Source organism: Methanoculleus sp. DTU007 (assembly GCF_001512385.1).
Classification (GTDB): domain Archaea; phylum Halobacteriota; class Methanomicrobia; order Methanomicrobiales; family Methanoculleaceae; genus Methanoculleus; species Methanoculleus thermophilus.
Map to the genome: position 1 here is coordinate 1 of NZ_LFRO01000018.1, position 12,576 is coordinate 12,576.

Consider the following 12,576-nt stretch of genomic DNA (forward strand, 5'->3'; position numbering starts at 1 on the left):
GGATTTGAACCCCAGTCGTCGGCGTGAAAGGCCGACATGATTGGCCCCTACACTATAGCAGCGAGTGTGTGCACCAAAGTGCTATACAACTTCGGCGTCTGAAGATAAAAAAGTTATGCCAGGAGAATCCCCGGCCGCCCTGCGGCCCGGGGATCTCACTCGTAGATCGGGGTTCCTTCCTTCTGGGTGAGGGCTTTGTAGGCCGCCATCAGCTGGCGGGTGATCGGACCGGGCTTGCCGTTCCCGATGACCCGGCCGTCGATCTCGCGGATCGGGCCGACCTCGGCCGCGGTCCCCGTGACGAAGACCTCGTCGGCCGTATAGAGGTCGAAGTAGCCGAGGTTGCGCTCGATGATGGTAAGCCCCATCGACGTAGCGATCTCCAGCACGGCATTACGGGTGACGCCGCGCAGGTTGTTCAAGGTCGGCGGGGTGAGGAGGACGCCGTTCTTGACCAGGAATATGTTGTCCCCCGAGCCCTCGGCAATGTGGCCCTTGGTGTCGAAGAAGATCGCCTCGTCGACGCCGCGGTAGTTCGCCTCTATCTTTGCGAGGATGTTATTTAGGTAGTTGAGGCTCTTGACGTTCGGCGGCATCGACTCCGGGGGAGTGCGCCGGACCGAGACGCAGACGGCCCGCAGGCCCTTCTCGTAGAGGTCGCCGTACATTGCACCCCAGGTGACGGCGATGACGATGACGGTTGGCTTTGGGCATTTCCGGGGGTCAAGACCGAGATCGCCCTTGCCGCGGGTCACGATCGGGCGGATGTAGGCGTCTTTTAGGTTGTTCCGCCGGAGCGTCTCCTTGATGACCTCGGCCATCTCCTCCTTTGTGAGCGGGACGGCGAGATCGATCGTCTTTGCTGAGTCGTAGAGCCGTGCGAGATGCTCGTCAAGACGGAAGATCCTTCCGTTGTAGGCGCGTATCCCCTCAAAAACGCCGTCGCCGTAGAGGAGCCCGTGGTCAAAGACCGAGACCTTCGCCTCCTCCTCCGGGACGTATTTGCCGTCAAGGTAAATGATCATGGAAGTAGTGTGGTCTTGAGTTGCTTGTATCTTTTACGTTTCATGCCTTCGATATCGGTGTAGAATTCACGCCCCCCTCATTCCCGGCAGCAGTCCACAAAATGCGCGAGCATCTTTCGGCTCGTCACCGGGTGGAGGTGGGTGTAACTCCCGATAGTCCGGTCCCGGACCGCACCATCGAGCCCGTCGCGGATCCCGCTCCCCCGGGAGAGCTGGTAGGCGTAGCGGGTTCCCGGTGCGAGGTCGACGCTGCTGTAGTGAAACTCGTGGCCCTTGAACGCCGCCTCGCCCACGGGGCTCTCGGCCGCGCTCGTCCCCACGACGTAGCCGAGCATCCGGCGGGCCGGCATCCGGGTCTCCCCGGCAAAGACCCCGGCGAGGTCGTACGTCCTCTCCGTTTCGGCGTTCATGAACCCCGGAGCAAGGACCACCCGGTCGGTGAGGTAGATGAGCCCTCCGCACTCCGCGTAGATCGGCGTCCCGTTCCGTGAGACCTCGCGGACCTCCTCCCGCATCGTGGTGTTCGCCTCGAGCTCCGGGCCATAGAGTTCCGGGTAGCCGCCGCCGAAGATGTAGCCGTCGGCATCCGGCAGCGTGTCATGGATCGGGGAGAACGGGACCACCTCTGCACCGAACGCTGCAAGCAGGTCAAAGAGGTCGGCGTAGTAGAAGTTGAAGGCCTCATCGAGCGCGACGCCGATCCGGACGTCCGGGTCGCGGGGTATCGGATACAGATCGTCCCCATCCGGGACCGGCGTAACGTCCCGGGCGAGTCCAAGGAGCGCCTCTAGGTCGACGTGTTCGCCGATCATCCGTTTCACCGCCTCGATCCGGGCATGGAACTCCTCGTGCCCCTGCCCCTCAAGGTAGGGCACAAGGCCCAGGTGGCGCATCGCAAGTTCCATCTCCTCCCCCCGGGGGATAGTGCCGACGACCGGTATGCCGCAGTAGTGCTCGATCGCTCTGACTGCCTTCTCCTGATGGCGGGTCCCGGTGACGTTGTTCAAGATCACCCCCCGGATATCGACCTCCGGGTCGAAGGCCAGAAACCCCTTCACGATCGCCGCCGCGCTCCGGGTGATGCTCCGGGCGTTGATGACCAGAATGACTGGGAGATCGAGCTGCTTTGCAATGGCGGCGGTGCTCCCGAGGTCCGTGAGCGCCTCTGCGCCCTCAAAGAGCCCCCGCACCCCCTCGACGACGGCGATATCCGCTCCCCGGCACCCGTAGGCAAAGACCGCCCGGACCTCGTCCGGGCTCATGACGTAGCCGTCCAGGTTCCGGCAGGGCCGGCCCGTCACCCCGGTAAGGTAGGAGGGGTCGATGTAATCCATCCCGACCTTGAAGGTCTGGACGGTCCGGTCGGCCGAGAGGAGGGCCGAGAGCGCGAGCGTGATGCTTGTCTTCCCGCTCCCCGAGCGGTCGCCGGCGATAAGAAAGGACTTCATCGCATACTCCGAAGGACTGCCCCGAACTCACTCTCGACGATCTCGCGGACACCGAGGGTTTTAGGGTGTAAGTCGATCTCGACCATCACGTGCCGGTGGCCCATCTCCCGGAGCGGCTCCACCTGCCGGGGGCCGTTCGTGATCGAGAAGACCTCGATCCCGCGGGTGTACTCCGGTGGAACGGCGTGCGGGACCCCGACGAGGAGGGCGAAGTCGGGATCGAGCTCGCGGATCCGCTCCCCGATCGCGGGCCCGTTCGCCCCGTACTCATCGAGCGCACCAAGCAGTTCCGGGTCAACCCCCATCTCCCGCATCCCGGCAAGGATCCGGGCGGCGTCATCCCGGACCTTCGGGAGCCCCCTGTCCTCGAGGTTTGCCAGATACGTGACCGCGGCGTCCGGGCAGACCTCGTGGAGCGCAACGAGTTCGTCGGCAAACATATACGCGGTCTCTTTCTTCGCGTTCATCACCGCGACCCCGGTGGCGCCGGAGTCTGCGAGCTCGACAAGCCTTCTCGCCGCGACGTGCTTGAGGTCGCCGCGGGAAGGCTCGATGTAGGTCCTGGAGGCCGCTCCCCGCAGCCGCTCGACCTCGTTTGCTTTTGCAAGGAGATACCGCTGCCGCTCCAGTTCCTCGGCGCTGATCCAGCCTGCGTCAGCCGCAGGCTCGAGTGCCGCAAGAACGCCCTCGATGTTCTCCCGAAACCCTGCATGGATATCGACGGCGATCGTCGGGGTCTCAATTTTAGCGTCCTGGACCGCCGACTGGAGGTCTTCGCCGATGATCATCGCAACACACGTCCCGACGACCGCCATCCGCCGGGGGTGAAACGCCTCCTCGGCGTAGCGGAGCACCCGCACAAGCGGGTCGTGCCCGCCGAAGATGAACTCGTTATCGGCAAGCGACGTCGTCAGGACCCGCATGCCGTCCTCCTCGAGGAGCCGGGCGTGCTTGAACGAGCAGCCCGACGGGCCGTGGAGGACCGCCACGTCCACCCCCAGGTCGCGGGCGGTATAGAGCGCCGCGACGATTGAACTCGGTCTTGGTTGAATGTAGTCCATGTTTATCTCCACGTCTTGACTGCAAGGACGATCGCCGCTCCAGCCGGGGTGATGCTCCGGGCGGCGGCAAGCCCCTCCTCAAGCGTCGCCGCCGCGTGGCCCTCCCCGACATAGACGGTTGCAGCCGGCGCGACGGCCTCGACCGTCCGGCGGACCTCCTCGGCCGGGAACCCCTCGCAGATTGCTCGCGCCTCCTCGCCGATGACGAGCGTTAAGGGGGCGTTGCCCGAGAGGTTCCGGGCATAGCGGACGGCCTCAACGGTGGTCGCCATGTTCGTCCCGCTGTTTGCGTTATCGAGGACCAGGACCTCCCCTTCCCACCGGGCTGCCATCCGGCCGGGGAGGGCGGAAAAACCCCCGAGGGGCGAGGGATGGATCCCGAGGATGCAGGCCGTCGCCGCCGCGAGCGCTAGCGGGGTCTGGTAGCCGGGGAGCGTGCAGAGCGGGTTTGTAAACGTCCCGGTAACCCCGTTTCCGGAGTAGCGGCACGTTTCTTCTTCAAAGGATACGATATCCCCGGCCGCGATCCCGCCGGGAAGATCGATCCCCGGCGGGAGGACGACCGTCTGTGCCCGGGAAAGCAGCCGGCACTTCTCCGTTATCGCGCGCTTCTTTCCTGCCGCGATCGGGTAGTCTTCCGCCGAGGTCAGCACCGCCACGTCCCCGGCGGCGGTCACCCCGAGCGACTCTTCGGCGACCAGCCACCCGCCGATCCGCTCCGCCTCGCGGACCGCCGGGATCAGGGAGGCGGGGGTGATGCTCTTCCTCCAGAGCAGTTCGCGCTCAGGGTAGCGGTAGGTCCCGGTCGATGTGTGCAGAATGCCCGGGCCCGGGAGCAGCGCCGCGATGGCATGGGCCGTCGTGGTCTTCCCTCTCGCTCCGGTGATCTCGATGAAGGGGTGCGGGAGCCGGCCGCCCAGGATGCGCCGCACCATCTCGTGGTGCGGGACCGCTGGCCCGTGTTTACGTAAGATCGGGTGGTCGGGATCGAGGTGAACCGGCGCGGTGACGAGGTCGTAGGTGCGGACGAGCGCCTCGGAGGTGGGGATCCCGGTCTTTCCACGGTAGACATCCACTTCGTCCGTCTCGTGGCCGGCATCCCGGAGCGCCGCGGCGAGGTCTGCCCCGCCGTGGATGGTATCCAGCACCAGGACCCGCATATCCTCCCTTCAGGGTTGCAGGTTTGCGATCGCGTCGGCCGCGTTCTTCAGCATCAACTCCGCAAGCAGCGGGTCGCTGCCGATGGGATTGGCGTAGACGAGCGGGATCGTCTTTCCGTTGAGCTGGAACTCGCCTCTCCGTGAACCTTCCGGAAGGCCGAGGATCTCGGGGATGTCTTTATCGATGTGCACTCCTCTTGCGAGGAAGAGCGGGACGACGACGAGCATCTCGATATTCTCCTTTCGGAACGCTTCGAGCTGCTCCTCCACCGTCGGTGTGTTGATGCTCATGAATCCGGGCTTGACGATATACTCGTTGGTCTTCCTGGCGATGAGTTCCGCAGTCGTCTCGATCAGTTCCTTATTATATGGGAGCTTGCTGCCATGCCCCACCAGTAACATTCCTTTAATACCCATATGTTACAATGTAATACGATGCCCTATTAAAATAATTACCGATTGTTTTTAAGGGCCTGGTTCGAGATCTATGTGATGGCAAATTTCGAATTGGAGGTCGCCTCATGTATCAACCGATTTTTCGCTCAGCGGAAGATGCAGGGGTTTGCCTACCGGCTCAAGCAGAGTAAGTTCAATACCCAGTATGTTGACGTTCTCGTCGACTCCCTCGACCCCCGCTACTACCTGGCCATCGAGTGCAAGTCGATCTCCGGAAAGAAACTCTACTTCTCGAAGCACTTTCACCTCGATAAGAATAACGTCCATCAGGTCGACTCGATCACCGATTTCATCCGAAAGACCGGACGCAGGGGGTTTCTTGCCGTTGAGTTCAGGTTCGGGGCGGGAATACCTAAGGAGGCGTACCTCATGCCATGGGAGCAGGTCCTTGAGCGCTACCGGACCGCCCCAGGCATCTCAATCGAGGATTTCCGTCTCTGCTGTGCGCTCACCCGTTCCAATGGCGAGTATGAACTTGGGGCGGATACAAATCAATATCCTCTCTCACCACCAACGGATGGAGAAGCATGATGGAAGCATATGATCGTTTTGAGCTCCTCATAAACGATCGTGTCGTAAAAACACCGGTGGCAATCGCATCCATGGCAGGGATCGTGGATGCCGCCTATGTTCTTGAGCGGGCGGCTCATGTCGGGGTCGCCTTCATCGGCGGCTATTCCATCGACGCCCCCACCCTTGAGGCGAGCCGGAAGATGGCCGCAGAGGGCCGCAAAGAGTTTCTCTACGACGATCCCATTGAGGCGCTGGAGCAAGAGGTCAATGCCTTAAAGCAGAGCGATGTCGTTACCGGCCTCAACCTCCGCGGGAGCACGCCTGCCGCGTATGCCGAGGTCGCCGCTGCGTTTGAGGACCAGGTGGTCTACGAGATCGATGCGCACTGCCGGCAGCCCGCGATGCTTGAGGCGGGGTGCGGGGAGTACCTCCTCAAGAATCCGGCAAAGCTCGTCGAGATCATCCGTGCCCTAAAGGCGGAGGACGTGACGGTCTCGGTGAAGATGCGTGCCGGTGTTGCCAATGATGCCGATCTTGCCAGGACCGTCTGGAAAGCGGGAGCGGATATCCTTCATGTCGACCTGATGGACTTCGGGCACGTAAGGCTCCGCCAGATCCGCAACGCCTCCCCCCTGATGCTGATAGCAAACAACTCCATCAATACCTTCGACCGTGCGATGAACGCCTTCTCACACGGGGCTGATCTCGTTTCGCTTGCCAGGCAGTCCGACCCCTGGACGCTTGCCGGCCTCGATGCCGCTATCACCCGGTTCGCCGATGAGTGCGGGTGGTACAACGCCCCAAAACAGCTCTGCCGGGGCGGCGATATCCGGTCGCTAGCCTTCTGCTGCATGCCGGTGAAGGCCTGCCCGCTCATCCCTGCCCTCCAGAAGTTTGGGCTCTCACGGGAGGAGTACCTGAAACTCAAACAGGAGGCGGTCAAGGGGACTCCGCTCGACGGCGGTAAGACCACCTGCTTTGGGGGCCTCGCCTGGTGCTGCAAGATCAGCTCGCCCTGCATGTTCCGGAACATGACGCTTGAAAAGATCGATCTCTCTCCACGCGAGTACATGCGCTGCAAGCGCCGCCTCTCCGAACAGATCGTGCATAGGATATTCGAGGAAGAATCCGCCGATGAATCGAGCTGAACGTGCGCAGATGGCGATGATGCTCGAGGTCTGCGCCTATCCGAAACCCGGGAACGTGGACCGGTGCCACGACTATGAGGATACGCGTCTTGAACACTTTCTCGCCTCGACGATCCTCGCACGACCCGTCTTCGATGCGGCCGAGAGGGACGGCGGCCGGGTCGGAAGCCTGATCCGTGAGGCGGTCCGCCGGACGAACAATCATTCCGGAGGAAACACCCATTTTGGGGCGTTCATCCTCCTCGTTCCCCTCGTCCTCGGCGGGGATATCGAGGGAGCACGGAGGGTCGTTGCTGAAACCGATGTCGAGGACGCGGTCGATTTTTATGCGGCCTTCGGCCTCACGAGCGTTCGGATGGGAGAGAGCGACGACCTGGACGTGAACGACCCGGCCTCAATCGCCGCGATCCGGGAGCGGGGGATGACCCTTGCAGATATTATGGCCTACTCGGCGCCCCGGGATATGGTTGCCCGGGAGTGGACGAACGGATTTGCCCTGACACGCCGGTGTGCGGACCTGCTGCATGCGCACGGGTGCGGACGGAAGGCAATCGTGGATGCATTCCTCGACCTTCTTGCGACGGAGCCGGATACGTTTATCGCAAAGAAGCACGGGATGGAGGTTGCGGAGCGGACGATGCGGTGTGCGGCAGAGGTGCTTGAGAATAAGCGCGATCTCACTGCATTCGATGTGGAGTGCATCAGAGACGGCATAAATCCCGGCTCGATCGCCGATATCACGATTGCCGGGATCTACGTAGCCCTCGGGGAGGGGTGGCGGTGGGATTGCTGACCGAAGGGATCAACGAGGTGATCGCGACCACCGACGGCAACGCCGCCCCGATGGGGATCATCAATCGGAACGGAACGCTCCATATGGTCCTCTTCCGCGGGAGCCACACCGCCCGGAATGTCGTCCGCGACCGCTGGGTGGTGGCGAACTTCACCTTTGACCCCGTCATCTATGTCCGCACGGCGTTTGACGACCTCCCCGATGATGCCTTCGTCCGGGAGGAGGTCGACGGGATGACCGTCTGTCGGCTCCGCGATGCTGAGGCCTGGGCTGCATTTGCTGCGGACGTGGAGCGGTCGGGAGACGAGGCGATCACGGTCCGGCTCACTCCCCTCCGTGAAGAGGTGCTGGATCTCCAACTGCACCCGGTGAACCGGGGCTTTGCGAGCATCGTGGACGCGACGGTCCACGCCACCCGCTACGTCAAAAACCGCGACCCCTGGCTCGGAGAACTGATCGAGCACCACGCCGGCCTTGCGCGGAAGTGCGGGGGGCCCCGGGAATGGGAGGCGCTTGAACTCCTCAAGCGATATATCGCCGACCGGGCCGGTGAGTGAGGGAGTATAATACTCCTCCATCCGGTCAGAATGCGAGCAGGCGCTCGCATTGAGCACTTTTTCTATGATGTTTGAACTATAATAATCAATATATAGAATGATCTCCACGGAAGGCCCTTACAGGAAGGTGCCTGGTATGGCGAAGATCTTTGAGATACTCAAGAGCGATGGAAGATTCAGCCGGCTCATCGAGATTGTCCAGACCCTCGGTGAGGATGCGATGCTGCAGGGTGAGGGGCCGATGACGTTCTTTGCTCCGGTTGACTCGGCATGGGACGCGATCCCCGAGCCGAACAGGTCGATGATCTTAAACGACAAGCAGATGCTCTCGCATCTCATCGACTTCTTTACGATAGGGAACCATGCGTGTACTCTCGATAAACTGCTTGCAAAGAATGTCGTGGAGACTCTCGAAGGAAATCGCATCATGGTCCGAAAGACCGAGCGGGGCACGCAGGTTGATGAGGCTCTCGTGCTCGAGGGGGATATCAAGGCCGACAACGGCATCATCCACGCCCTTGATAGCGTTCCCTTTGTGACCCTCTCGCAGGCCTTTGAGGCTTACACGCCATCGGCAAGCGAGTGAACGAGAAACCCTTTTTTTGCCCGGCGTTTGTGCCTCTGTATCCGGGGTTGCGCTAGTTCGATGCCAAATTCAGCTCCATGCTGCCACAAGCGGGCATATCCAGTCTGGCCTCTCAACCAGTCGCATGCAGTCCCTGTCCGGTCGGGATTGTTGACGGAGAACTATTGACGTAATTATATATACTTCTACAAATGATCCCGCAGTCCATCTTGGGGGACAACCGATGAAGAGCATCTTTGAGACTGCCCGTGAGGACGACCGGCTGAGCACCTCGCTTCGGATAGTACAGGTCGGTGAGATGGTGCCCCTCCTGGACGAGGTTGGAGAGTATACTGCGTTCTTCCCGACGAACGAAGCATTCTCCAGATTTCCCGCAGAGGTGCTGCATGCGGTCATGGTCGACCGGGAGCGACTTACCAGCCTGATCAAGTACCATGTGGTCCAGGGTAAACTCACCGTACAGGAACTGGCTCAGATGGAGGCGATCCGGACTCTTCAGGGCGACCACCTGGAGATTGAGGGGGGTCCGGAGATGGTGAAGGTGAATGATGCTGCCATCATCCAGGCCAACGTCGACTGCACAAATGGGATGTACCATGTCATCGATCAGGTGCTCCTGCCCCGTGCAGTCGAGGCGCGGGTGACGCGGTGATACGGATATCACCCCGGTCTGCAGGCTCTCACGGGGATCGTGCGGGACCACCCGCAGTTTTATAACCTCGCCACCCCATCCCACGGCGGGAGCTGGTTTGCATGAAGAGTATCCTTGAAACTCTACGGGAATCGGGGTCGTTTACGATCTTCCTTGACCTCGTTCGAACAGCCGGTCTGGAAGGGAGGCTGAGCACCGAAGGTCCGTATACGCTCTTTGTCCCGAACGACGACGCGTTTGGGATGGTATCCCGGTCGGAGCTCGACGCCATCCGGGGAGATGCCGACCGGCTCATCGATGTCCTGAACTACCATATCGTCCCGGGAGTGCACTCCATGATAGATCTCCTCGGGATACGGACCCTGCGGTCGCTGGAGGGTGATGACCTGACCGTGGAGATCGCGCCGGAAGGAGTGTTGGTCAACAACGTCCCGGTTGTAGAGTCCGATGCCTGGTGTACGAACGGGATCTGCCACGCGATCTACACGTTGCTCCTTCCCCCGGTTGCGAGAACCGTGGCTGCATAGAGTGGATCCTGGATGAGCCGTGAGAATGTATAAATAATCCTGCATAGAGTGAGGGAACACCATGAAGAGCATCATCGAAACCCTGGAGGATTCCGGAAGCTTCACCGTGTTCCTTGAATTCGTCAGAATTGCAGGGATGGAGCCGATGCTTCGCGAGAGGGGGCCATTCACGGTCTTTGTCCCGACGGACGAGGCGTTTGCCCGGGTCCCGAAAGAGCGGATGGACGAACTGCGGCAGGACCCGGACAAACTTCTCCTGATCGTGAGTTACCATGTGGTTCCGGGGCAGTTTACCTCGGAGGATCTCAAGAGCCTTGCCGCCGTCAGGTCGAGTATCGGAACAGAGATCGTCCTCCGGTCGTCCGATCGGGGCATAACCGTCAACAGCGTTCCGATCGTCGAGAGCGATGCGTTCTGCACGAACGGGATCTGCCACGCCATCGCGTCGGCGCTCGTTCCGCCGGTGGTTGAGATCGTCCCGTCCTGACCCGGGCTCTTAGTGCTCTATCTTGGGAGGAACCGCCTATCCGAGCGGGCGATCTCGACGGCGGCAAGAGCGCTCTTTTCTTTGTCCTTGATCTCGAGCATGATATCCATATCTGTCGGTGCGGTCTCGCCGAGGAACTGCGCAAAGGCCGCTCCGTCCAGGCTTTCTGTATGCCTGCCCTTCCGGGCTTTGGGCATCTGGGTGCTGTAGTCGACCATCGGGATGCCGTCTTCTGGCCCCCAGGTTGCGCTGCACAGTTCAACCGCTTCGGTCACCGTCTCCCCGGAGGAGTTGACCTGATGATGTAGCGAGTCGAAGAGGACCGGTATCGCGGTCTCCTTGTGGATCGCGAGGCAGTCGGCCAGGGTGTAACGCGGGTCGTCGTTCTCGATGACCAACCGGCGGAGGATACTCTCGTCGAGACGGGCATACTCGCGGCAGAAGCGCTCCATCGAGGCCTTGCGGTCGCCGTAGATGCCGCCGACGTGAATCTGGATCTTCGCGGTCGCATCAAGGTGCAGGGCGTCGAGGACCGCGGCGTGGTAACGAAGTTCGGCAAGGCTTCTGTCGATGATCTCCGGATCTTTGGCGTTGATGATGACGAACTGGTCCGGGTGCATGGAGATCCGCATATCGTGCTCGCGGATGAACCGGCCGATCTCTGAGAACGTCTCAGAGAAGGTCTCCCGCCAGGGGGCGGTGCAGACCGGGTGCGATGCAAACGGGACGAGGTCGGAGGTGATCCGGAAGAAGAGGATATCCGATGCCAGGTTGAAGCGGAGGATCGCATCGAGGCAGCGGAGATTCTTGCTGAGGGTCTCTTCCAGCCGCTCGCGGGAGTACGAGGCGAGCCGGAACGTGCGCCCGGAGGAGCAGCCGATGCTCCTGTTGATGCACGGGTAGCCGATCTTCATACCCCGCGGGGTGGCGCCCTTCCGGCATCAACCTTCACCTGCAGGTGTAGGTCCCGTCGCTCTCGGCGACGAACCCCTCCTGGGCGAGGTCGGCGAGGATCCTTCTTACCCGACCGGGGTCTTCACCGGTTCGGGCGGCGGCCTCACCTTCCGTGACTGCACCCTCCTCGAGGACGAGGGCGAGCAGCCGGCCGCGGACCTGCCGGTCGGAGCCTTCGAACCGGCTCTGCCGGGAGTAGGATGCGCTCCGCCGGTTTGGGTTTGCCGTCCGTTTCTTTAGGACCGAACCGTAGTCCATTAACGCACTGTACCACTCGCGGGGGTTCTCCCGGTAGAGGGCCCGCTCCACGACCGGGAGGATCTCATCATCCCTGACTCCCTCTTTTTCGGGGAAGAAGAAGTGGATGAAGACCCGCCGGATGTTCGTCTCTATGTAGACGACCGGCATATTGAAGGCATACGCGCAGATGGCAGCCGCGGTCGCCTTCCCGATGCCGGGGAAGGTCGCGAGCGTCTCGACGTCCGCGGGGAGCCGGCCGCCGTACTCCTCGACGACGCGCTGCGCCGTCTTCTGGAGGGCGATTGCCCGGCGGTTGTAACCCATCCCCTGCCAGGCGAGGAGGATCTCGCTCTTTGGCGCGCGGGCGAGGCTTGCAAAGTCGGGAAACCGGTTGAGGAACTCGCGGTACTTCCCGGCGACCCGCTCGACCTGTGTCTGCTGGAGCATGATCTCGGAGACGAGGATCCGGTATGGGTCGGTGGTCCGCCGCCAGGGGAGATCGCGGCCGTGGTTGCGGTAGTGGGAGAGGATGAGGTCTTGAAAGAGGGCGATGGCCCTCTGGGTGATCCCGTGCGCCCGGGTCTCTTCGAGGATTCGCCGTTCGAGGTCGTTCTGGTCGGGGTCGAGGCTGCCGATCACGGTATCTGGTTTGTCGGACAGGGGGAAATAGGTTGGGCGGGGGGTGATCGGGATCAATGGGTCGGCTTTTTCATCGCTGTAGATGTCAGGGTGTGATGATGGATGGGGTACGATGAAGGGCCCTCTATACTACTTGACTGCCCATATACTGGACCGTGGGGGATATCGCCATAGGGGGGAGAGGTTACAGGGGAGGGGGGGCGAACCCCCTTCGCACCTAACGGTGCTCGAACTCAGGGCGTTCCGCCCTTCGTTCCTCGAAACTCTCCGAGTTTCTCAAGCTCGCTTCGCTCGCACTCCCCTGTCCCCACCCCCCAGTTGCGATGCCCC

Annotated in this window: 15 protein-coding genes; 8 read left to right on the top strand and 7 right to left on the bottom strand. The window is 61.7% G+C overall.

Annotated elements, in window-relative coordinates; translation table 11 throughout:
* Nucleotides 1-155 precede the first annotated feature (155 nt).
* The 5 genes from ilvE to cfbA form a co-directional block, all read right to left on the bottom strand.
* The gene (gene ilvE / locus ACI94_RS01865; RefSeq protein WP_273259114.1) at nucleotides 156-1,025 is read right to left on the bottom strand and encodes a branched-chain-amino-acid transaminase; all 870 of its coding nucleotides are present in this window, start codon (nucleotides 1,023-1,025) and stop codon (nucleotides 156-158) included.
* Between the two features lie 77 nt (nucleotides 1,026-1,102).
* Nucleotides 1,103-2,473, bottom strand: coding sequence for a Ni-sirohydrochlorin a,c-diamide synthase (gene cfbB, locus ACI94_RS01870; RefSeq protein ID WP_066955383.1), 1,371 nt, complete (start codon nucleotides 2,471-2,473; stop codon nucleotides 1,103-1,105).
* Nucleotides 2,470-3,534: a Ni-sirohydrochlorin a,c-diamide reductive cyclase catalytic subunit gene (gene cfbD / locus ACI94_RS01875; protein WP_066955386.1), complete on the bottom strand. Its 1,065-nt coding sequence runs from the start codon at nucleotides 3,532-3,534 to the stop codon at nucleotides 2,470-2,472. The genes cfbB and cfbD overlap by 4 nt, the downstream gene beginning before the upstream one ends.
* Before the next feature lie 2 nt (nucleotides 3,535-3,536).
* Entirely contained in the window at nucleotides 3,537-4,694 is a 1,158-nt protein-coding gene (cfbE, locus tag ACI94_RS01880) for a coenzyme F430 synthase (RefSeq protein WP_066955389.1), read from the bottom strand.
* 9 nt (nucleotides 4,695-4,703) lie between these two features.
* Nucleotides 4,704-5,111: a sirohydrochlorin nickelochelatase gene (gene cfbA / locus ACI94_RS01885; RefSeq protein WP_066955393.1), complete on the bottom strand. Its 408-nt coding sequence runs from the start codon at nucleotides 5,109-5,111 to the stop codon at nucleotides 4,704-4,706.
* A 75-nt stretch (nucleotides 5,112-5,186) separates the two neighbouring features.
* Here cfbA and ACI94_RS01890 point away from each other — a divergent pair, with 75 nt between their 5' ends.
* The 8 genes from ACI94_RS01890 (at nucleotide 5,187) to ACI94_RS01925 (ending at nucleotide 10,413) form a co-directional block, all read left to right on the top strand.
* Nucleotides 5,187-5,681 carry a Holliday junction resolvase gene (locus ACI94_RS01890; RefSeq protein ID WP_066955396.1) on the top strand — a complete coding sequence of 165 codons (495 nt, stop codon included), beginning with the start codon at nucleotides 5,187-5,189 and terminating at the stop codon, nucleotides 5,679-5,681.
* Nucleotides 5,678-6,811: a methanogenesis marker 9 domain-containing protein gene (locus tag ACI94_RS01895; protein ID WP_066955399.1), complete on the top strand. Its 1,134-nt coding sequence runs from the start codon at nucleotides 5,678-5,680 to the stop codon at nucleotides 6,809-6,811. Before ACI94_RS01890 ends, ACI94_RS01895 begins: the two co-directional genes overlap by 4 nt.
* Nucleotides 6,798-7,604, top strand: coding sequence for a triphosphoribosyl-dephospho-CoA synthase (locus tag ACI94_RS01900; RefSeq protein ID WP_066955402.1), 807 nt, complete (start codon nucleotides 6,798-6,800; stop codon nucleotides 7,602-7,604). Before ACI94_RS01895 ends, ACI94_RS01900 begins: the two co-directional genes overlap by 14 nt.
* On the top strand, nucleotides 7,592-8,161 hold the full coding sequence (locus ACI94_RS01905; protein WP_066955405.1) for a DUF447 domain-containing protein: 570 nt from the start codon (nucleotides 7,592-7,594) through the stop codon (nucleotides 8,159-8,161). Before ACI94_RS01900 ends, ACI94_RS01905 begins: the two co-directional genes overlap by 13 nt.
* Before the next feature lie 136 nt (nucleotides 8,162-8,297).
* A complete protein-coding gene (locus ACI94_RS01910; RefSeq protein ID WP_066955408.1) occupies nucleotides 8,298-8,747 on the top strand; it encodes a fasciclin domain-containing protein in 450 nt (149 codons plus the stop codon).
* 223 nt (nucleotides 8,748-8,970) lie between these two features.
* Nucleotides 8,971-9,399, top strand: coding sequence for a fasciclin domain-containing protein (locus tag ACI94_RS01915; protein ID WP_066955411.1), 429 nt, complete (start codon nucleotides 8,971-8,973; stop codon nucleotides 9,397-9,399).
* Between the two features lie 101 nt (nucleotides 9,400-9,500).
* A complete protein-coding gene (locus tag ACI94_RS01920; RefSeq protein ID WP_066955414.1) occupies nucleotides 9,501-9,926 on the top strand; it encodes a fasciclin domain-containing protein in 426 nt (141 codons plus the stop codon).
* Nucleotides 9,927-9,987: 61 nt separating this feature from the next.
* Complete coding sequence (locus ACI94_RS01925) at nucleotides 9,988-10,413, top strand: fasciclin domain-containing protein (RefSeq protein ID WP_286681026.1); 426 nt, start codon at nucleotides 9,988-9,990, stop codon at nucleotides 10,411-10,413.
* A gap of 17 nt (nucleotides 10,414-10,430) precedes the next feature.
* Here ACI94_RS01925 and uvsE read toward each other — a convergent pair whose 3' ends face one another.
* Both uvsE and ACI94_RS01935 read right to left on the bottom strand, forming a co-directional pair.
* Nucleotides 10,431-11,327 (bottom strand): UV DNA damage repair endonuclease UvsE, encoded by an 897-nt coding sequence (uvsE, locus tag ACI94_RS01930; protein WP_066955420.1) that lies wholly within the window; start codon nucleotides 11,325-11,327, stop codon nucleotides 10,431-10,433.
* Nucleotides 11,328-11,361: 34 nt separating this feature from the next.
* Nucleotides 11,362-12,246: an endonuclease III gene (locus ACI94_RS01935; protein ID WP_066955423.1), complete on the bottom strand. Its 885-nt coding sequence runs from the start codon at nucleotides 12,244-12,246 to the stop codon at nucleotides 11,362-11,364.
* Nucleotides 12,247-12,576: the final 330 nt, after the last annotated feature.